This window comes from Acinetobacter lwoffii, assembly GCF_024129355.1.
GTDB classification, from domain to species: domain Bacteria; phylum Pseudomonadota; class Gammaproteobacteria; order Pseudomonadales; family Moraxellaceae; genus Acinetobacter; species Acinetobacter lwoffii_I.
The window spans coordinates 70,579-91,579 of the sequence record NZ_JAMXXP010000008.1; the positions used below are offsets into that span (position 1 = coordinate 70,579).

The 21,001-nt window shown below is 38.0% G+C and carries 18 protein-coding genes; 17 read left to right on the forward strand and 1 reads right to left on the reverse strand.

Features of this window, described 5'->3' with window-relative positions:
* The first annotated feature begins 223 nt into the window (after positions 1-223).
* The 17 genes from NI468_RS06565 to galE all read left to right on the forward strand — a co-directional run bounded on the left by NI468_RS06565 (position 224) and on the right by galE (position 19,404).
* A complete protein-coding gene (locus NI468_RS06565) occupies positions 224-1,225 on the forward strand; it encodes an EpsG family protein (RefSeq protein ID WP_253100788.1) in 1,002 nt (333 codons plus the stop codon).
* Between the two features lie 165 nt (positions 1,226-1,390).
* Positions 1,391-2,413 (forward strand): NAD-dependent epimerase/dehydratase family protein, encoded by a 1,023-nt coding sequence (locus NI468_RS06570; protein WP_253100790.1) that lies wholly within the window; start codon positions 1,391-1,393, stop codon positions 2,411-2,413.
* Positions 2,414-2,429: 16 nt separating this feature from the next.
* Positions 2,430-3,965, forward strand: coding sequence for a lipopolysaccharide biosynthesis protein (locus NI468_RS06575; RefSeq protein WP_253100792.1), 1,536 nt, complete (start codon positions 2,430-2,432; stop codon positions 3,963-3,965).
* Positions 3,965-4,180, forward strand: a complete 216-nt coding sequence (locus tag NI468_RS16385; RefSeq protein WP_420909025.1) for a polysaccharide pyruvyl transferase family protein — start codon at positions 3,965-3,967, stop codon at positions 4,178-4,180. The genes NI468_RS06575 and NI468_RS16385 overlap by 1 nt, the downstream gene beginning before the upstream one ends.
* A gap of 183 nt (positions 4,181-4,363) precedes the next feature.
* Positions 4,364-5,329 carry a glycosyltransferase family 2 protein gene (locus NI468_RS06580; RefSeq protein ID WP_253100796.1) on the forward strand — a complete coding sequence of 322 codons (966 nt, stop codon included), beginning with the start codon at positions 4,364-4,366 and terminating at the stop codon, positions 5,327-5,329.
* Positions 5,326-6,408 (forward strand): glycosyltransferase family 4 protein, encoded by a 1,083-nt coding sequence (locus NI468_RS06585; RefSeq protein WP_253100798.1) that lies wholly within the window; start codon positions 5,326-5,328, stop codon positions 6,406-6,408. Before NI468_RS06580 ends, NI468_RS06585 begins: the two co-directional genes overlap by 4 nt.
* A 42-nt stretch (positions 6,409-6,450) precedes the next feature.
* Entirely contained in the window at positions 6,451-7,536 is a 1,086-nt protein-coding gene (locus NI468_RS06590) for a glycosyltransferase family 4 protein (protein WP_253100800.1), read from the forward strand.
* Positions 7,537-7,590: 54 nt separating this feature from the next.
* Positions 7,591-8,946, forward strand: coding sequence for a phenylacetate--CoA ligase family protein (locus NI468_RS06595; protein ID WP_253100802.1), 1,356 nt, complete (start codon positions 7,591-7,593; stop codon positions 8,944-8,946).
* Position 8,947: 1 nt separating this feature from the next.
* On the forward strand, positions 8,948-10,090 hold the full coding sequence (locus tag NI468_RS06600) for a glycosyltransferase family 4 protein (protein WP_253100805.1): 1,143 nt from the start codon (positions 8,948-8,950) through the stop codon (positions 10,088-10,090).
* Positions 10,091-10,702 (forward strand): sugar transferase, encoded by a 612-nt coding sequence (locus NI468_RS06605; RefSeq protein ID WP_253100807.1) that lies wholly within the window; start codon positions 10,091-10,093, stop codon positions 10,700-10,702.
* Entirely contained in the window at positions 10,695-11,351 is a 657-nt protein-coding gene (locus NI468_RS06610) for a NeuD/PglB/VioB family sugar acetyltransferase (protein ID WP_253100810.1), read from the forward strand. Before NI468_RS06605 ends, NI468_RS06610 begins: the two co-directional genes overlap by 8 nt.
* A gap of 31 nt (positions 11,352-11,382) precedes the next feature.
* Complete coding sequence (locus NI468_RS06615; RefSeq protein WP_253100813.1) at positions 11,383-12,552, forward strand: DegT/DnrJ/EryC1/StrS family aminotransferase; 1,170 nt, start codon at positions 11,383-11,385, stop codon at positions 12,550-12,552.
* Between the two features lie 130 nt (positions 12,553-12,682).
* Entirely contained in the window at positions 12,683-14,557 is a 1,875-nt protein-coding gene (locus tag NI468_RS06620) for a polysaccharide biosynthesis protein (protein ID WP_253100816.1), read from the forward strand.
* A gap of 13 nt (positions 14,558-14,570) precedes the next feature.
* Positions 14,571-15,446 carry a UTP--glucose-1-phosphate uridylyltransferase GalU gene (galU, locus tag NI468_RS06625; RefSeq protein ID WP_253100818.1) on the forward strand — a complete coding sequence of 292 codons (876 nt, stop codon included), beginning with the start codon at positions 14,571-14,573 and terminating at the stop codon, positions 15,444-15,446.
* A 25-nt stretch (positions 15,447-15,471) separates the two neighbouring features.
* Entirely contained in the window at positions 15,472-16,728 is a 1,257-nt protein-coding gene (locus tag NI468_RS06630; RefSeq protein ID WP_253100821.1) for a nucleotide sugar dehydrogenase, read from the forward strand.
* The gene (gene pgi / locus NI468_RS06635; protein WP_253100824.1) at positions 16,728-18,395 is read left to right on the forward strand and encodes a glucose-6-phosphate isomerase; all 1,668 of its coding nucleotides are present in this window, start codon (positions 16,728-16,730) and stop codon (positions 18,393-18,395) included. The genes NI468_RS06630 and pgi overlap by 1 nt, the downstream gene beginning before the upstream one ends.
* A complete protein-coding gene (gene galE, locus NI468_RS06640; protein ID WP_253100828.1) occupies positions 18,388-19,404 on the forward strand; it encodes a UDP-glucose 4-epimerase GalE in 1,017 nt (338 codons plus the stop codon). Before pgi ends, galE begins: the two co-directional genes overlap by 8 nt.
* A 78-nt stretch (positions 19,405-19,482) precedes the next feature.
* Here galE and NI468_RS06645 read toward each other — a convergent pair whose 3' ends face one another.
* Entirely contained in the window at positions 19,483-20,853 is a 1,371-nt protein-coding gene (locus tag NI468_RS06645) for a phosphohexomutase domain-containing protein (RefSeq protein WP_253100830.1), read from the reverse strand.
* Positions 20,854-21,001: the final 148 nt, after the last annotated feature.

The following is a 21,001-nucleotide window of genomic DNA, read 5'->3' on the forward strand; positions in this document are numbered from 1 at the left end:
CTTTGAAACTATTAATATTGATATCTTAGTGTCTTGTTAAGATTTAATAAAATATTAAATAGTGTTGAGAGTCTATTATATGGAAATGAAAATTCAGAAATTTTAGAGTTTAGTGTTGATAAGCTGATTAATATGAGTAATTTTTTGAATATGGGAAATATTCTAAATTTTCTAAGAAGTAATAAATTTAAGTTTGGGTTTTTTGCAAAACGTGGAAAAATTTATGAACAAGAGTTATAGTTTAAGATTTTTTGGAGGTATATGGGCTTTTATATTAGCTTTAATTGTGGTTAATATTCCTTGGTTGATCAACCTGTCTTATTATCATGACTTAGATCCTTTTGCCTATGTGAGAATGCTGGATATTGGTGGATATGAAAATAGCCTCAAGTTCGACTTTTCAAATATTTTTAGCTATGTTTCTAATGAATGGCTATGGCGAAAAATAATAATTTTTCTGGAAAATTTTGGCTTTGGAAGTGAAACGATTTTTTTTATAGCTCTTCCACTTATTATTTATTTTTTAAACTTTTATATTTTATTTGAGAAGAAAAAATTAATTTATGCTTGGATATTAGTGCATCCATTGGGCTTAATGTTTTATTTTAATCAGTTAAGAATGGCTTTGGCAATATCATTAGTTGCTTTATTGATGATAATTCCTAGAAATAAATATTATTATTTGTTATTTTTACCATTATGTTTAATTCATTCATCTATTTTGATTTTTTTAATAGTTTTTTTTACTATTGATTTAATTTTAGAAAAAGTAAATAATAATAATGTTATTATATTCCTTCTAATTTTCATGGGAATTCTACTTGCCTATATTACAGGTCCAATGATTGAACATATCTTGACTTCTTTAGGGGATAGGAGGGCTGAGCACTATGGCACAAATGAGTGGAATTCTTCATTACTTTCTTCTTTATATTGGGGGCTAATATTAGCAATATTTGTTTTTTGTAGTGTTTTTTATGAAAAAAAAATAACTTTTGAAGTAGCAATAACGATTGTTTTTACTAGCTTAGTAGTTATTAGCCCTTTTTTTGTTGGTGGATATCCTTATAGGTTTTTAACGGCTATTTTTTTATTTTTTATTGTCTCTATAGAACAACTTCCTAAAATATCAAGATATGCTGTTATATTTTTATTAGCTTTTAGTTTTGTTTATCAGGGTATTAATGAATTAAATTGGATGAAATCTCTTATGGAGATATTTTAAAGTCGATTGCTTGGATTTTGATATTTAAACTTTTATGTGAGTAAAATAAGTCTCAACCTTGAGAGTTAAATTTGTAATGTATCTGGTTAATTTTAATTAACCATAAGAATTGATTAATAGATTACACTTTATAAGTGTAAGTGATCTTTATTGAAGAAGGTAAAAGTGTCTAAATTTAAAAATGTATCTATAAAATTAATTGATGAGCCAAAAAAATGGTTAATTACTGGTGTAGCAGGTTTTATTGGTTCAAATTTATTAGAAACCTTATTGAAATTAGACCAAAATGTGGTCGGTTTAGATAACTTTGCTACAGGTCATTATTACAACCTAGATGAGGTACAAAGTCTAGTAACTCCTGAACAATGGGGGAGATTTCAATTTTATGAAGGTGATATCTGTAATTTGGAAGATTGTCAAAAAGCCTGTTCGGGTGTGGACTATGTATTGCACCAAGCTGCTTTGGGTTCTGTACCTCGTTCTATTGCAGATCCAATCACCACTAATGCGGCTAATATCACCGGTTTTTTAAATATGTTGACCGCAGCACGTGACGCTAAAGTAAAAAGCTTTACTTACGCTGCCAGCAGTTCAACTTATGGCGACCATCCGGCACTGCCTAAAGTTGAAGAAAATATTGGCAAGCCACTTTCGCCTTATGCAGTCACCAAATATGTAAATGAGCTGTATGCTGAAGTCTTTGCCCGAACCTATGGCTTTAAAACCATCGGTTTGCGTTACTTCAATGTCTTCGGCAAGCGCCAAGACCCTAATGGGGCTTATGCCGCAGTTATTCCAAAATGGACCGCCGCCATGATTGCTGGGGATGAGGTCTTTATTAATGGTGATGGTGAAACCAGTCGTGATTTTTGTTTTATTGAGAACACGGTGCAAGCTAATATTCTGGCAGCAACTACACAAAATGATGAAGCTAAAAATCAGGTTTATAATGTGGCAGTAGGTGATCGTACTACACTCAATGATTTGTTTAATGCCATTAAAGCTGCGTTAAATGAAAATGGTGTGACTTATACGAAAGAGCCTGTATATCGTGATTTCCGTGCAGGGGATGTAAGACATTCACAAGCAAGTGTGGAAAAAATTGAAAAATTACTAAGTTATCAATCTACTCATAAAATTAATGAGGGGATTAATTTAGCTATAGTTTGGTATGTACGTAACCATTAAAAGTTGATTTTAAATTATGTCTAAGAATCAGCTTATTTTAAATAATACGTTTGCTTTGTATATTAGGCTTCTGTTTACCTTACTTATTGGTCTATATTCCATAAGAATATTACTGGAAAACCTAGGTGTGGTTGATTTTGGTTTGTATGGTACGGTTGCTGGAGTCATTGCATTAATTTCTTTCTTACAGACTGCTTTGTCTAGTGCAACTAATCGCTTTTTAAATATTGAAATGGTAAGAGGGACTGTTTCTTATATTCAAAATATATTTTCAACATCTGTTTTTTTGCATATTATAATTGCAGTATTTATTTGTATATTGATTGAGATTTTTGGTGGCTGGGCATTGCATTCATATATCAGCTTGCCAGTTGATAAAATAGATGTTGCCACTCAAGTTTTTCATTTGTCAGTGATATCACTATTTGTTTTAGTTGCAACTATTCCATTTGAAGCCATGTTAATGGCTAAGGAAAAATTTGGAATATATGCTTTAATTTCAATATTTGATGTGTTTTTAAAGTTGATATTAGCTTATGTTTTAGTCTTTTTTAATGATGATAAATTGCTATATTATGCTATCGGTGTTTTTTGTATTGTTTTTTTGATGCGATTGGTTTTTGTACTATATGTTGGATTGAATTTTATTGAGACAAGAATTAAATTTTATATAGAAAAAGAATTTTTAAAAAAAATAATAAGCTTTATTAGTTGGGATCTATATGGGAACTTTTCTGTGGTTTTAAGGCTACATGGAACAACCTTGCTCATGAATAATTTTTTTGGTTTGGTTATGGTTGCAAGCATACAGGTAAGTAATCAAATTACAGCTGCTTTGAATAGTCTTTCTAGTAATATTTTTCTTGCAGTAAAACCTCAATTAATGAAAAGTTATGCAGAAAATGATTTAAATCGAACCAATGAATTAATAGCATTTTCATCAAAATATGCTTACTATCTGATGTTGATATTTTGTGTGCCAATTATTATTAATATGGAATACATTCTAGGTATATGGCTAGTTAATCCTCCTGAATATACTAAAGTAATTTCTATTTTTATGTTAATTACTAGTTTAATTGGTGTTATTTTTAATCCTATTATTATTTTAATTCATGCAACTGGTAATGTTAAAAAAATAAGCTTTTTAACAGGAACGCTAATTTTATTATCAGTTCCAGTGGTTTATTTTTTGTTTAAATTTGGTTTTGAATATTATTATGCTTATATATTTTTTGTTTTAAATAGTATATTGACAGGATTTTTGAATCTGTGGATAGCGAAAAACCTTATATGTGATTTCAATGTATCTAAATTTTTAAAAGTTGTTTTGGGGAATATAATTATAACTACTAGTGTAATTGTTTTGGTTTTTAAAATATTGGATGGGTGGTTGATTGTAAATAATTTTTTAGGATTTTTGATGGTTACTATATTAGAAATTCTAATAGTAGTTTTTTTAATTTATAATTTGGGTATTGAAAAGCAGCATAAAGCATTAATAAAAAAATATATAAAATCAAGAATAAAATATAGTTGTGGGAGTAATTAATGATAAGCAATATTGAATTTTTGCTAGTTTCTCCTTTGTATAATAAAGACTTAAATTATTATATTTATCCTCCTGTAGAAAATTGGATAAAGTATTTTACGGAAGTTGACTTTATTTTGACTGACTCATTTCATAGCACAGTATTCTCAGTTGATTTTAATAAGCCATTTATTTCAATCATAAATAAAGAAAGAGGTACTTCCAGATTTGAATAAATTCTTAGTCAGTGTAATTTAGCTCATAGAATGGTGAATAATTTTTCTGAAGTAACAGGTGAGCTATTATTTGATAAAATTAATTATGATATAGTAGGTAAGAAATTACTAAATCTAAGGCTTGAGTTTATATTGAGTTTTTAAAAACATCATTGCTCTAAAGTATTCAAGGTTTGAAGTTCTATGTGTAAAATATTAAGTCTTATTATTCCTGTTTACAATGTTGAAGCATATATTAAAGAATGCATTAACAGTATAATCTTGCAATTAGATAATCGTGTTGAAGTTATTGTTGTTAATGATGGTACTCCTGATAACTCTATGAAAATTATAGAGCAATGTTTAGAGGGTTTGCCTAAAAAGTTACAGGATTGTTTTATTATATTAAATCAAGAAAATCAAGGTCAAAGTGTTGCTCGTAATAATGCTTTAAATATTTGTACAGGTAAATATATCGCTTTTTTAGATTCAGATGACTTAATTTCAGATAATTATTTTTCAAGTATTTTTAAGATTATTGATTTATATGAACCAGATATTATTCGGTTTAAGGCTTCTAGAATTGAGAATCGTACCCAAAAAATAATAGATTTCAATGTTGAAGTATTGAGAGAGGGTTATTGTGAATTAAATTACAATCTTTTGCGAGATATATTTAATTTGAGTAGTTGGTTTCCATGGTTAAATATTTATAAGGCTGAAAATTTTAAGAATATTTTTTTTCCAGAAGGTGTTTATTTTGAAGATGCTAATACTATTCCTGAGGTTTTTCTAATTTCAAAAAATATTTATTTTTTTAATGATGTCTTATATTTTTATAGAATAAATGAGTCTAGTAGTCTATTAAATTTAAGCTCTAAAAATGTTAATAAAATAAAAATGAGTTTTGAAAAAATTTTAGAAGTATATGAGAAGAGAGTTAGATCGAATAAGCTATATTCAGCTTCTCTAGTTTCTTTAAGTCAAGGTTATATTTGTTTTATTCTAAAAAATTTTGGATGGTATGATGCATTTCTAAAACAAAATAAAATAAAAAAGTATATGAAAAATATTGATAAAAAATATTTAATGAAAAGAGGAAATAGACTGTATTATAGTTTTGGATTATTTTTTATACTTATTTTAAGTGTCGGTGGCAAGCTGAAATGAAAAAGATTTGTTTTCTTATTGGGAACTTGAGCAGTTCTGGTGGTACAGAGCGTGTAACAACTTTGATTGCTAATAATTTAGTTGAATATTCTAAATACGAAATTTCCATACTAAGTTTAGTAGATGGAAAAATTCCTTTTTTTGATTTAGATCCAAAAATATCTATACATTCACTTCATGATAAAAAGGTTTCTTTTAAATCTAACTATCTAAGTACTGTTTGGAATATAAGAAAATTTGTACAGGTACAAAAAATTGATACTTTAATCGTAGTTGACAGTATTGCCTGTATTTTTACTATACCAGCTTTATTAGGTTTGAAAGTTAAACATATTTCTTGGGAGCATTTTAATTTTAATAATAATAATGGAGTCAAACTTAGAGATCTATCCCGAAAACTCGCAGCAAAATATTGTGATTATGTGATAACTCTAACTGAAAAAGATAAAATTTTATGGGAAAATAATTTAAAAAATATCAATGCACAAGTTATTGCTATATCAAATCCTTGCCCGTTTCCGATTATTCAAAGTTACACAAAAGAAAAAAATACAAAAATTGTATTAGCTGTTGGCCGTCTTACTCACGTTAAGGGGTTTGATATGTTGCTTCAAGCTTGGACTCATGTTCATCAATTCTTACCAGAATGGCATTTGAAAATTGTAGGTGAAGGGGAAGATAGAGAAAAGCTATCAAATTTTATTTTAAATAATAATCTGACTAGTAGTGTTGAGTTAGTAGGTAATACCAATAATATAAAAGATTACTATGAGCAAGCTGAAATTTTATGTTTGAGCTCCCATTTTGAAGGATTCCCTATGGTTCTTTTAGAAGCCCAAGCCTTTGGCTTGCCTATAGTCGCATTTGATTGTGAAACTGGCCCTGCGGAAATATTAGCTGATACCGATTCTATTCTAGTTCCTCAAAATAATATTAATCTCTTTGCATCTTCATTAATTGACTTGATGAAAAATGAAGAAAAAAGAAAGTTAATTAATTTCAAAAGTAAGGAGAAGGCCAAACTTTATCAACCACAATCTATAATCAAGCATTGGACAAAGCTACTAGATAGCTTTTAATATTTACTCTTTAGCCTCATATAAATTATTCTAGGTAAACACATGAATATTCTTCATATTATATCTTCACCAGCATCTGGTGGTGCTGAGGTGTATGTTAAGGACTTGGCCATAAACCTATCTAATCAAGGTCATAATTTACATATTGCTTTTTTAAGTAATGCATCTGATATAGGCAGAGATATTATATATGAAGAGAGGTTTTTGAATGATTTAAAGTCATCAGGAATTAATATCTTTATTATTGGTAATGAAACCCGTAAAAAACCATGGTTAGGTATGCTACGCATAAAACAGTATATCTCTGAGCATAATATAGATATTTGTCATACTCATTTAGCTTTTGGGATATTATTTACAGCTTTAAGCTCAGTTCCTATTATTTATACTCATCACTCTATGGAACCACGATGGGGAAAATTTTTATATCAAGTTTTCAATAGACTTGTGGATGAATATGTAGGTATTTCTACAAAATGTGCTGAAGCTTTAAAAAGCTATACAGGGCGTAATATTAATATAATTCCGAATGCAGTTTCAGAAGAAAAATTTATTGGATATAAAAAATTAAGAAAATCAAACGATTTTATTAACATTGTTATGGTTGGACGTATCACAGAACAAAAAGATTATATGAATATGTTGATAGCACTTACTCTAATTGATAAAAAATTAAAAAATAAATTTAGAGTAAGAATTGCGGGTGAAGGAGATGCTATTTATAAATCTCAACTTCTTACTTTTATTCATGATAAAAATTTAGAAGGAATAGTTGATTTTGTTGGTGTTAAAACAAATATTCCAGAGTTTTTGTATCAAGCAGATATATTTCTCATGAGTTCTGCTTGGGAAGGTTTGCCTATAGCACTAACTGAAGCAGCTGTATCCGGTTTACCTTGTATTGTGACGGATGTTGGTGGGTGCACAGAAGTTATTGAAAACAGTAAAAATGGTATAGTTGTTTCTCCCAAAAAGCCACAAGATTTGGCTGATGCTATAATGAGCTTCATTAATCAGCCTGAACTTATTGAAGAGTACTCTAAAAATGCTATTCAGAATTCTGCTCAGTATTCAATTGCTAAAGCGGCACAGCTTCATTTAGACTTATATAGTGGTATCTTAAGATAGAAGTAAATATAGTGTACTTGCGTTGTTTAATTTATACAAATATCGAGCTTAAAAATGTCACTTAAAGAAAGCCTAGTTCGTTTTAGCCCTCACTTTATTCAAAATGTAGCGGTTACATTATTTAATGTATATCAGTATAAAATTCGACATGGGGGGAGTTATTTTGATTTTAGAGAATATTATAAAAAAGTAGATCGTTTCTCAAAAGATGAGCTAGAGCAGGAAGTCAATATCAAAAAAAGTGACTTTTTGACTTATGTGATAAATAATTCAGAATGGTATAAAGAAGAAAAATTAGACAATTTAGATAAAGTTAAAGTGCTTGAAAAAGAAGATATTATTAATAATTTAGATAAAATAAAAACAATAAATGAGTCAGAAGGTATCGTGAGTTTAACAGGAGGCACAACAGGAGCTTCTATGAAAGTGATTTATACTAAAAAAGATATGCAAGAACGTTTTGCTATTTTAGATCATTTTCGTGCACAGCATGGTTATGAGCTAGGCAAAAAAACAGCATGGTTTTCTGGTAAGAATTTAATTACTCAAAAGGATATATCGAAGGGTATTTGCTCACACTATGATTTCATAAATAAAATTAGATTCTATTCTACTTTCCTAATCAATGAAAAAAATTTTGATGTGTATTGGAAGTCTTTGAATGAATTCCAACCTGAGTTTTTAGTCGGCTTTCCATCTAGTGTTTTTGAAATTTGCCAAATTGCGAAGGCCAGAGGTTTAAAATATACGGGTAAGGCTAAAGTTTTTTTCCCAACAGCAGAAACTGTCTTGGCAGAACACAGACGAGTTATTTCTGAAGTTCTAGGATGTAAGTTAGTAGATCAATATGCCTCTTCAGAAGGAGCACCATTTATTTTGGAATGTGGTGCTGGACATTTACATATTCACCCTTTAACAGGCATTTTTGAAGTTGTGGATGATAGCTTAGAAGAAACTCAATCTGGTCAAATATTAGTTACTTCTTTTACAACACATGGTACACCACTGATACGTTATCGGATCGGGGACTCGATTACCTTAGCAGATTCTACAAAACAGTGTAAGTGTGGCTCTATTTTCCCATTAGTTGAACGTATTGAGGGGCGTACAAATGATTATATTCTTTCTCCTATGAATGGTAAGGTAAATTTGGGTAACATTAGTAATTCTACTAAAGATACTAAGGGTATTGTGTGTTTTCAACTTATTCAGGATAGGTTAGATCTGCTTGAAGTGAAGATGGTAGTGAATAAAGAGTTTGATAATACACAAGAATTAAACTTTATTAAGGCACTTCGTGAAAGAGTCGGTGATAGCATTCAATTTAGTATTAATTATGTAGAAGAGATTCCCAAAGAGAAAAGTGGGAAATTTCGAATCGTTAAAAATAACTTAAAAATTCAAGGCTGATATGAAATTTTTAATAATCAGTAGCTTTATCCCTTCCGTCTTAAACTTTCGTGGAAAGTTACTCGAAGCGATTCATCAGCAAGGTTTTGAGATTCATATTATTGCACCTGATCTTGCTTCTTTTTCTGCCGAGCATAAAAAGCTACTAGATTTAGGTTATTTCGTACATGAAGTTTCTATGCAGCGTACAGGTACCAACCCGGTAGTAGACTTAAAAACCTTAGGAAGCATGTATACGCTTATAAAAAAAATCAAACCTGATTATGTTCTATCTTATACGATCAAGCCGGTGATCTATGGAACACTCGCCGCGTGGCTGGCAAGAGTACCGAGTCGGTATGCCTTGATTACAGGTTTAGGCTATGCATTTCAAAATGTAGAAACTCAGACTAAGCGTAGTATTTTCCAGAAACTGGTTCATAGTTTATACCATCAGGCATTGTCGCGCAGTCATAAGGCATTTTTCCAAAATCCGGATGACTTAAAACTTTTTCAGGATTTAAAGCTTTTAAATGCTCTAACGTCTACAGTGGTAGTGAATGGTTCCGGGGTTAATGTAGCTGATTTCAATCTATTACCTTTACCTGTAATGGCTGATCAAGAAATTAAAATATCCTTCTTGCTGATTGCACGTTTACTGGTAGATAAAGGTGTCCGTGAATATGCCGAAGCAGCAAAAATTATCAAACATAAATATCCGCATGTAGAATTTAATCTGGTGGGATGGATTGATGAGAATCCTTCAGCTATTGACCAGCAAGAATTAGATCAATGGGTAGCCAGTAATACATTAAAATACTGGGGAAAATTATCCGATGTTCGTCCTGCAATTGCAGAAAGCTCGGTGTATGTGTTGCCGTCGTATCGTGAAGGCACACCCCGTACTGTCTTAGAAGCCATGGCTATGGGGCGGGCAATTATTACTACAGATGCACCTGGTTGTCGTGAAACTGTTACCGATGGCGATAACGGCTTTCTGGTTGAAGTAAAATCCGTGGAAAGTTTAGTAAAAGCAATGGAGAAACTGATTGTTCAACCAGAGCTTATCGCTAAAATGGGAAGTCGCTCCCGAGAAATCGCACTTCATAAATACGATGTACATCAGGTAAACGCACATATGATGCAAGAAATGGGTCTGATCTAAATGCTAAAACGCCTTCTCGATATTATTATTGCGTCCATCGCCCTGATCCTGCTTTCTCCACTTTATGCATTTGTTGCCTACAAAGTGAAAAAAAATCTGGGTTCTCCGGTGTTGTTTCGCCAGGTACGTCCCGGTTTACATGGCAAGCCTTTTGAGATGATCAAGTTTCGGACCATGAAAGATGCTGTGGATGAACAGGGTAAACCGTTGCCGGACAGTGAACGTCTAACGCCTTTTGGTCAAATGCTGCGCTCCACCAGTCTGGATGAAATGCCAGAACTCTGGAACGTGATTAAAGGCGATATGAGTATTGTTGGCCCACGCCCCCTGCTAATGGAATACCTGCCGCTTTACAGCCCTGAACAGGCCAAACGCCATGATGTACGTCCGGGCATGACAGGTTATGCGCAGGTCAACGGCCGGAATGCGATTGGCTGGGAAGAAAAATTCAAGCTGGATACTTGGTATGTCGAAAATCAGTCGATTTGGCTCGATTTCAAAATCATGTTTAAAACGGTACATAAAGTTTTAGCAAAAGATGATATCAGTGCCGAGGGTGAAGCCACCATGACCAAGTTTACTGGCACAAAAACGGACAATCTCCATGACTGAAATCTATGCAGTGTATGGTGCTTCAGGTTGTGGTCGGAGCTTGATGCCAGTCGCCCGCCAGCAATTACAGCGTCAGAATATAAATGCCGAAATCTATTTTATAGATGACAGTCTGATCGAAGAAACGACGGTTAATGGGCATAGAGTATTAAATTATGCAGCATTTAAAAATCTAAAGGCTGATAGAAAGTCAGTTCTCATTGCGATTGCCAATAGTCAGATCCGTGAAAAAATAGCGATAAAACTTGAACAAGATGCAATTGAGCTATGGACGGTTCAGGCAGATAATGTCGTACGTATGGATGCAATAGAAATTGCCCCCGGTGCTGCTTTAAGTCCGTTTGTGACTCTCACTTCTAATATCAAGATTGGCAAATGCTTTCATGCCAATTTATATAGTTATGTTGAGCATGACTGTGTGATTGGAGATTACGTTACCTTTGCTCCCGGCGTGAAATGTAATGGCAATATTCATATTGAAGACCATGCCTATATTGGTACGGGTGCTGTGATCAAACAGGGCACACCAGACCAGCCTTTAGTGATTGGCAAAGGGGCAGTGGTGGGCATGGGCGCTGTCGTCACCAAAAGTGTGCCACCGAGGGTTACGGTCGTTGGTAATCCGGCACGGATTTTAGAGAAAAAATAAGTTTTTAAATTTTAAAAATTCAGGAAACATCATGTTAAATACTGCATTTGAACCATGGCCAAGTTTTACCCAGAAAGAAGCGGATGCGGTTTCCCGGATTTTATTGTCGAATAAAGTCAACTACTGGACAGGGCAAGAATGCCGTGAGTTTGAAAAAGAATTTGCCCAGTTTGCAGAAACCCAATATGCAGTGGCTTTAGCCAATGGAACCGTGGCACTCGATGTTGCTTTGAAAGCCTTAGGGATTGGAGCAGGGGATGATGTAATTGTCACCTCACGCACCTTTCTGGCATCGGCCAGTTCGATTGTGACCGCTGGAGCAAATCCTATTTTTGCTGATGTTGAGCTAGATTCACAGAATATTTCTGCTGAAACCATCCAAGCAGTACTGACCCCAAATACCAAAGCGATTATTTGTGTGCATCTGGCAGGCTGGATGTGTGATATGGATCCGATCATGCAATTGGCACAGGAAAAAGGCCTGTATGTGATTGAAGACTGTGCACAGGCACATGGCGCAAAATACAAAGGCAAGTCAGCTGGTTCCATCGGTCATATCGCAGCCTGGTCGTTTTGTCAGGACAAGATTATGACCACAGGTGGTGAAGGCGGTATGGTCACCACCAATGATGAAACCCTGTGGAAAAAAATGTGGTCTTATAAAGACCATGGCAAGAACTTTGACAGCATCTATAACAAACAGCATCCACCGGGATTCCGCTGGTTACATGATTCATTTGGTACCAACTGGCGCATGATGGAAATGCAGGCGGTGATTGGACGTATTCAGCTTAAAATGATGCCGGAGTGGACTGCAAAACGCATGGCCAATATGGAAAAAATTTATGCTGCATTTGCAGACAGTCCATATTTTAGCGTGCATCGCCCATCCGATGAGTATGTCCATGCCGCATATAAATGTTATGTACAGGTAAATACAGATCAGTTGCCTGAAGGCTGGTCACGTGACCGGATTATGACAGAGATGAATGCCTTGGGTGTGCCATGTTTTAGTGGATCTTGTTCCGAGGTGTATTTGGAGCATGCTTTTGATGGTACAGCATGGCGACCGACACAGCGTTTGCAAAATGCGCAAAAACTCGGTGAAACCAGTTTGATGTTCTTGGTCCATCCGACATTAACAGAAAATAATATTCAAACAACTGAATCTGCCATCCAGCAGATCATTAGTCGCATATAATCTAATCATGATTCAATCACGTAGAATGCACCAACAGGTGCATTTGATAAATTTACCCAAGTTTCAATTTAGTCATTCTAATACCTAAATTGGATTGAAACTTATAAGTACTATTGAGAAGACATATCACGTGAAGTCCATCATCCTACCTTTAGTCGAATCTCCACGTTCAGCAAAACTCGCATTTTTAGTCATTTTAGACTTTTGTATTTTCCTTGTTCTAATCTGGCTGTGTTATGCCATCCGCCAGTTTGACCTCGGCGCAGAAGTTGTACCCAATATTCCTTTTGGTACAGTTTGGGTCAGTGCTATTGCTGTATTGGCTCTATTTCTCTGCGGTGTATATCGCTTTATTGTCCGTACCTTCAATGAATTTTTTATTGTTAAACTGGGTTTGGCAACGATCTTATCCGTGATTGGCCTGTATTTATTGGCTTATAGTACACATGCCTTTATTCCGACATCCATCCCGTTGATGTTTGGCTTTATGATGTTTGCCTGGGTCTGGTTTAGCCGAGGTTTTATCCGTTTTATCGTGCGTTCTTATTTACAGGCCGGAGTGCCTAAAAAACGTATTGCGATTTATGGGGCTGGTTATGCAGGGCAGCAGGTGGCAGCCACCTTAAATCGCTCCAATGAGCATGTGCCGATTATATTTATTGACGATAATCCGTCTTTAAATGGCCAAAATATTGGGGGTATTCAAGTTTTTTTACCACATACTGCTTTGAAATGTTTTACAAAACTCAAAATTGACGAAATTCTGATTGCACTACCCTCAGTCGGGCGGATACGTAAAAGTGAAATCGTTAAATCTTTAGAACCGGCGCATCTTAAAATTACCGAGATTCCCGGCCTGACTAAACTGGTCGATGGTGAAATTCGAATTTCCGATATTCAGGAAGTGGATATTATTGACCTGCTGGGCCGCGATCCGGTACCTCCGGTTGCAGAACTTTTAGCTAAAAATATTAAAAATAAAGTAGTGATGGTCACAGGCGCAGGTGGCTCAATTGGTTCTGAGCTTTGTCGCCAGATTATTAAAAACCAGCCGGCCAAAATTATTATTTATGAACTGACAGAATTTGCTTTATATAGTATTGATAAAGAATTACGTCTCACAGCATCATGTGACATTATTCCAATCTTGGGCTCAGTACTGGATGAACGCAAGCTGGAGCGGGTGATTGAACAATATGAGATCCAAACAGTTTATCATGCAGCGGCTTATAAACATGTACCTCTGGTGGAGTGTAACCCATTAGCAGGCCTGAAAAATAACGCGGTAGGAACGGCATTTAGTGTCAATGCTGCGGTGAAAAAAGGCGTCGAAACCTTTGTACTGATTTCAACCGATAAAGCAGTACGTCCGACCAACGTGATGGGTGCGACCAAGCGGATGGCAGAGCTTTATTGTCAGGCCATGGCAGAAGCTCAGGACCAGACCCAGATCAGTATTGTCCGCTTTGGTAATGTACTGGGTTCTTCGGGCTCGGTGGTACCGCTGTTTAAACAGCAGATTGCCAAGGGTGGGCCAATCACGGTGACCGATCCCGAAGTGACCCGTTTCTTTATGACCATTCCGGAAGCCTCGCAGTTGGTGATTCAGGCTGGTGCCCTCGGTACCGGTGGAGATGTGTTCTTGCTGGATATGGGCGAACCGGTACGGATTCAGGATCTGGCACGACAAATGATTTCACTCAGTGGACTCAAAGTCCGTGAAGAAAAAAATCCAAATGGTGATATTGAAATTCAATATACCGGCTTACGTCCGGGCGAAAAGCTGTATGAAGAACTGCTGATTGATGAAGAAAATACAGAAATCACCTCGCATAAGCGTATTTTGAGATCAGTCGAGAAGCATTATCCATTGGCAGAAATCCTGGAGGTCTTTAACCGGATGCATGAACTTTCAGCGACACAAGCCGATATTGAATGGGCATTGGCGCAGCTGGAATACTATGTCGATGGTTATGTCCGTGGCAACGAAATTCAAGTGAACTAGGTTATTTATAGATATGATTAAGAAAGCAATTCTTCCTGTGGCCGGCCTCGGTACGCGTTTTTTACCGGCCAGCAAATCGATTCCCAAAGAAATGGTGACTGTGGTCGATCGTCCGGCGATTGAATATGTGGTCCGTGAAGCGGTAGCCGCCGGAATTGAACAAATTATTTTGGTGACTCATTCTTCAAAAGCATCGATTGAAAATTACTTCGATCGTAATTTTGAACTTGAAACCACGCTTGAGCAAAAAAACAAAACCGATTTACTCAAAGAAATTACTGAAATTCTGCCTAGCGGTGTAAGTATTATTAGTGTACGTCAACCGCAGCCTTTGGGCTTAGGTCATGCAGTACTCTGTGCCAAAGCCGTGATTGGCGATGAAGATTTTGCGGTATTATTACCAGATGTGCTGGTCAAGGATCAGGATCCGGAAAATGATTTGTCTCGCATGATTCAGCGTTATGACGCGTCTCAAGCAGCACAAATCATGGTTGAAGCGGTGCCTGAACATCTGGTGGATCAATATGGGATTGTCGATGTGGCCGCATCTCCGGCCGAAGGCGAAAGCATTGTCATGCAAGGGATTGTTGAAAAACCGGCAGTCGGCACCGCACCATCGAATCTGTCTGTGGTCGGGCGTTATATCCTGCCGGCAAAAATCATGCAGCTTCTGGAACAGACACCACGCGGGGCAGGCAATGAAATTCAGCTCACCGATGCGATTGCCATGTTACAGCAGACTGAAGCAGTGGAAGCTTATCGCATGAAAGGTCAAACTTTTGACTGTGGCAACAAGCTCGGCTATCTTAAAGCTGTATTACATTATGGGGTTGATCATCCCAAGCTCGGTCGCGAGTTTAAAGCGTTGATCCAAGAACTCGCTTTATAATAAAAAATAATAACCAAGGAATACTATGAAAGTCGCAGTACTGGGAAAAACCTTATTTTCTGGGGTCATTTCGGCCCTTTTGTCTGAATGTGGTCATCAGGTGGTGTGGTGTAACAGCTTCAGTGCAGATGAGCCGGCCAGGACTTATTTTCAGGATGAATCCTTGCAGTCATTGCTGCAAAAACAGGAAAAATCCGGTTTTTTAAACTGTTGTGATTTTCAGCATCTGGATTTTAATCAGGATGTTTTTTTCTTTAGTTTTAATGCCACCGAAGAGCAGCAGGCATTTCAGATGCTGGATACCCTTCGGCATGCCTGTTTTGCTCATCCCAAGCTGATTATTAATGCTTCGACGTTCGGCTTGCATGGCACTCAACGCTTCCAGCAACTGCTGCCGAATGATGACTGGATTTATCTGCCCGATATTATTCAGGAAGGTAATGCCCTGCGTAGTTTTGTTCAGGCCACCCAGCTGATCGTGGGCTGTGATCATGCAGATGCACAGGCTAAAATCAGAGAGCTGTTACGCCCCTTGTTTCCGCGTGCGCAGCAGTATCTGTTTATGCCGGTACTGGATGCCGAATTTACCAAACTCAGTATTTCCGGCATGCTGGCCACCCGGATCAGTTATATGAATGATCTGGCCAGTGTGGCAGAAAAACTTGGGATTGATATTGAACAGGTGCGTCAGGGCATGGCTGCGGATAACCGGATTGGTTCCGCCTATTTGTTTCCAGGAGTCGGTTTTGGTGGAGAGAACTTCTCGCATGATATCCGCACCTTAACGCATGCGGTAGCAGATTCGGGGGTGAAAAACCAGTTACTGGAACAGGTCTGGGAGATTAACGAACAACAAAAAGAATTACTGTTCCGCAAACTATGGAATTATTTCCGTGGCGATTTACAGGGAAAAGTGGTGGCGATTTGGGGCGCAGCCTTTAAAGAAAATACCCCGAGCATCCAGCAATCTCCAGTGCATGCCATGCTCACTGCATTATGGGCGCAAGGGGTGACGGTCAAACTGCATGATCCGCAAGCATTGGCCAATATTAAAAAAGTCTATGGGATACGGCAGGATCTAATCCTGTGTGAAGATCAATATCAGGCAGTTGAGGGGGCAGATGCCTTATGTTTGATGACTGCCTGGAAGCAGTATGGTAGTCCAGATTATCCACACCTCATTAAACTGATGCAGCATCCCCTGATTTTGGATGGGCGTAATCTGTATGATCCGGCCTATATCAAGGCGCGTGGTTTTAATTATATTGGGGTGGGACGTTAATGTTAAGTCAGCTTAAACCAGATCTAAATACTGAAACTGTGTGTCAAAAACTCGCCTCGAGCAAAGAACAACTTGATGCGGTGCATCTACGAGAACTGTTTGCCGCAGACCCCCAGCGTTTTAACAAATATTCAATTCAGTTTGAACAGCTGGTCTTCGATTATAGTAAACACAGAATTGATAACACGGTGATGGAGGACCTGATTGAATGGGCAGATGCACAAAACCTAAGATCCTGGATTGGGTCTTTATTTTCAAATCAGGATATTAATTATACCGAGCAACGTGCTGCCATGCATTGGGCATTACGCTTGCCAGCACAGGATCAGCAGCATGCGGATCTGGCCGCTGATGTGCATGCTCAACTTGAGCGCATGTATGCCTTGGTCGAGCAAATCCATGCCGGGCAGCGTCGTGGTGCCACCGGGGAAGTGATTCAGGATGTGGTCAATATTGGGGTCGGTGGTTCAGATCTTGGCCCTCTAATGGTCACCCATGCCTTATCTGATTTTAAATATCAGTCTGCCCAGCCACTCAACGTACATTTTGTTTCGACCATGGATGGCAGTCAGTTGTCCGAGTTGTTGCATCAGTTGCGTCCGGAAACCACTCTGTTTATCATTTCATCCAAATCATTTGGTACGATTGATACCCTCACTAATGCCCAGACCGTGCGTTTGTGGCTGGAAAAAGCATTGGGTCAGCATCCTTATATTCTCAAGCATCATTTTATCGGGGTATCGACCAAACCGGAGAAAATGACCGCTTGGGGGATTGCTCCAGAAAATCAGCTGTTGTTATGGGACTGGGTCGGAGGGCGTTATTCGCTGTGGTCCTGTATCGGATTGCCGATTGCCTTGAGTATTGGAATAGAGGGCTTTAAGCAGCTGCTGGCGGGTGCACATGCAGTAGATCAGCATTTTCAGTATCAGCCTTTTGAACAGAATATTCCGGTCTTGATGGGCCTGTTGGGGGCCTGGAATAACAATTTCCTGGATATTCAGACCCATGCCATCCTGCCTTATGATGGCCGGCTAAAATACTTTGCTTCCTACTTGCAGCAGCTGGAAATGGAATCGAATGGCAAGTCGATCCAGCGCAATGGTGAAAAAGTGCAGCTGGATACCTGTCCAATTATTTGGGGAGAGGTTGGCCCGAATGCGCAACATGCTTTCTATCAACTCCTGCATCAGGGCACCCAGTCAGTCAGTTGTGACTTTATTGCACCGGTAAAGCGCTATAACAGTCAGCAATATACCTATGCCGATAGTGCTGAGGCATTAATCGAGCAGCATCATTTGGCATTGTCGAATTGTCTGGCGCAATCGCGTTTACTGGCTTTTGGTAATGAAGCGCTGGATCAAAACGAATTGGCTAGCTTGCCGGCTTATAAGCAGTATGAAGGCAATCAGCCGAGCAGTACCTTGTTACTGCAAGAGCTGAATCCCTATAGTCTGGGGATGCTGATTGCATTGTATGAGCATAAGGTGTTTGTTCAGTCGGTGCTGTGGAACATCAACCCATTTGATCAATGGGGCGTAGAAAAAGGCAAGGAAATTGCCAACCAGTTGCTGCCTATTTTGAATGGTGAACAGTCTGAGCTAGGTGGTCTGGATGGTTCAACTCAAGGTTTAATTAACATTTTATTAGGGAAGCAGCATGGCTAAAATTCTGGTAACGGGCGGGGCAGGCTATATTGGTTCGCATACTTGTGTTGAGTTATTAAATGCCGGCCATGAGGTGGTGGTTTTAGATAATCTCTGCAATAGCGCTGCTGAGTCTTTAAATCGGGTGCAACAGTTGACCCTGAAAAGCCTGACCTTTGTTGAAGGGGATATCCGGGATGTCCAGTTACTGGATCAAGTCTTTCAGCAAAATAGTATTGATGCGGTAATTCATTTTGCCGGGCTTAAAGCAGTTGGAGAAAGCCAGCAGATTCCACTGGCATATTTTGATAATAATATTGCCGGTTCCATCAGCCTGGTGCAGGCCATGCAGCGCGCCCAGGTTTTTAAACTGGTATTTAGTTCGTCGGCTACTGTGTATGGTGATAATAATCCTTCACCTTTAAACGAAGAAATGCCGACTGGCATGCCAACCAATAACTATGGTTATACCAAGCTGATTGTGGAGCAGCTCTTGGAAAAAATGGCTGTGGCAGATCAGCGCTGGTCGATTGCCTTATTACGTTATTTCAATCCGGTCGGTGCACATAAAAGCGGGCAGATCGGTGAAGATCCACAAGGTATTCCGAATAATTTAATGCCTTATGTAACTCAGGTGGCAGTAGGGCGACGTGAAAAACTGTCGATCTTTGGTCATGATTATGACACTGTCGATGGCACGGGTGTACGGGATTATATTCATGTGGTAGATCTGGCCAATGCACATTTATGTGCCCTCAATAATCGTTTAACTGCACAAGGGTGTCGGGCCTGGAATATTGGTACTGGCAATGGCATTTCAGTGCTACAAGTTAAAGATACTTTTGAACGGGTCAATGGTGTTGCAATTCCATTTGAATTAGCACCACGTCGTGAAGGTGATGTGGCGACCTGTTTTGCAAATAATAGCCGTGCAGTACAAGAGTTGGACTGGGCAGCACAATATGGTTTGGAGGATATGCTGGCAGATAGCTGGAACTGGCAGAAGCAGAATCCGAATGGTTATCGCTAAAATCTTTATAGCGATATAAATAAAAATGGGAGCTTTTGATGAACAGCTCCCATTTTTATTGTACTGTATGCGTGAAGATTAACTCTGAATCAGCTGAGTCAATTCATCGACATAGTCCTGCATTGGTCGTGGATTATGATCACGACGGCTTTCAATATTCAGACGCAATAAAGGTTCAGTATTGGATGCACGCACATTAAAACGCCAGGTGCCAAAGTCCAGACTGACACCATCGGTCTGATCAATTGCAGGATTTTGATCGGCATAGTGATCAAAGAGTTTTTGAATCGTGGTTTGGGTATCGGCGACTTTAAAGTTGATCTCACCACTACACGGGAACTTGGCAATCATCTCTTCCACTAGCGAAGATAGAGATTGCTGTGTTTCAGACAGTACTGCAATCGCTAGTAACCATGGAATCATGCCACTATCACAGTAGGCAAAGTCACGGAAATAGTGATGGGCACTCATTTCTCCGCCATAAGCCGCATTATGTTCACGCATCACATCTTTAATAAAGGCATGCCCTGATTTCGACTGCACCGTAATCCCTTGGTATTGTTCCACGATATCCAGGGTATTCCAGACCAGACGCGGGTCATGCACAATTTTCTCACCCGATTGTTTTAGCAAGAAGGCTTGAGCCAAAAGACCAACAATATAATAGCCTTCAATAAACTGGCCTTTTTCATCGAACAGGAAGCATCGGTCAAAGTCACCATCCCAGGCAATGCCCATGTCGGCAGCATGCTCAATCACAGCATCGCGAGTACTAGCACGGTTTTCAACCAGAATCGGGTTGGGAATCCCATTCGGGAAGTTGCCATCGGCTTCATGATGAATTTTGATAAATTCAACCGGAATATTGAGTTCTTTAAATTTTACTTCGATTGCATCAATGACATGACCTGCTGCACCATTACCCGCATTCACCACCAGTTTCATCGGGCGGATTTTTGCTGGATCAATATAGGTCATCAGGTGCTCGATAAACTCGGGCAGGATATTGTATTTTTCGGTACGGCCTTTATTGCTGACTTTAATAAATTCACCTGATTCTGCCAAAGCCTGAATCTCTTTAAGACCGGTATCCGCACTGATAGGACGGGCATTTTCACGTACAAGCTTCATCCCGTTATAGTCCATCGGATTATGACTGGCTGTGACTTCAATCCCTCCTTGAACATCGAGATGAAATGCGCCGAAATAAACTTCTTCAGTGCCGGTCATCCCCAGATCCAGTACATTGACACCGGCATCATTCAAACCACGAATCGTGGCCTGTTTTAGGCCTTCACTGCTGAGACGTATATCACAGCCAATCACTACAGTCTTCGGTTGATAAATCTGTCCGTAGGCACGGCCAATTTTATAGGCGATGTCTTCATTCAGCTCGCTACCAAGTTTGCCGCGAATGTCATAGGCTTTAAAGCAAGTCATTTTGGTCATGTAAGCCCTCAAGATCCTTGAAAATAAGAAAAAGGTATAATATATACCAGTAGTATAGAACCAAAATTATGTAATCTAGTTTCTTTCATCCGTGATTTTTGACTCAGTATTTCTATAATATTTGGGCCAGCAATTGCAGGCTTCCAAG

Coding starts and splice junctions, on each gene's coding strand:
- NI468_RS06615 (WP_253100813.1), top strand. CDS start 11,383: ATGTTAAATACTGCATTTGAACCATGGCCAAGTTTTACCCAGAAAGAA.
- NI468_RS06610 (WP_253100810.1), top strand. CDS start 10,695: ATGACTGAAATCTATGCAGTGTATGGTGCTTCAGGTTGTGGTCGGAGC.
- NI468_RS06630 (WP_253100821.1), top strand. CDS start 15,472: ATGAAAGTCGCAGTACTGGGAAAAACCTTATTTTCTGGGGTCATTTCG.
- NI468_RS06595 (WP_253100802.1), top strand. CDS start 7,591: ATGTCACTTAAAGAAAGCCTAGTTCGTTTTAGCCCTCACTTTATTCAA.
- galE (WP_253100828.1), top strand. CDS start 18,388: ATGGCTAAAATTCTGGTAACGGGCGGGGCAGGCTATATTGGTTCGCAT.
- pgi (WP_253100824.1), top strand. CDS start 16,728: ATGTTAAGTCAGCTTAAACCAGATCTAAATACTGAAACTGTGTGTCAA.
- NI468_RS06585 (WP_253100798.1), top strand. CDS start 5,326: ATGAAAAAGATTTGTTTTCTTATTGGGAACTTGAGCAGTTCTGGTGGT.
- NI468_RS06645 (WP_253100830.1), bottom strand. CDS start 20,853: ATGACCAAAATGACTTGCTTTAAAGCCTATGACATTCGCGGCAAACTT.
- NI468_RS06575 (WP_253100792.1), top strand. CDS start 2,430: ATGTCTAAGAATCAGCTTATTTTAAATAATACGTTTGCTTTGTATATT.
- NI468_RS06590 (WP_253100800.1), top strand. CDS start 6,451: ATGAATATTCTTCATATTATATCTTCACCAGCATCTGGTGGTGCTGAG.
- NI468_RS06600 (WP_253100805.1), top strand. CDS start 8,948: ATGAAATTTTTAATAATCAGTAGCTTTATCCCTTCCGTCTTAAACTTT.
- NI468_RS16385 (WP_420909025.1), top strand. CDS start 3,965: ATGATAAGCAATATTGAATTTTTGCTAGTTTCTCCTTTGTATAATAAA.
- galU (WP_253100818.1), top strand. CDS start 14,571: ATGATTAAGAAAGCAATTCTTCCTGTGGCCGGCCTCGGTACGCGTTTT.
- NI468_RS06580 (WP_253100796.1), top strand. CDS start 4,364: ATGTGTAAAATATTAAGTCTTATTATTCCTGTTTACAATGTTGAAGCA.
- NI468_RS06565 (WP_253100788.1), top strand. CDS start 224: ATGAACAAGAGTTATAGTTTAAGATTTTTTGGAGGTATATGGGCTTTT.
- NI468_RS06605 (WP_253100807.1), top strand. CDS start 10,091: ATGCTAAAACGCCTTCTCGATATTATTATTGCGTCCATCGCCCTGATC.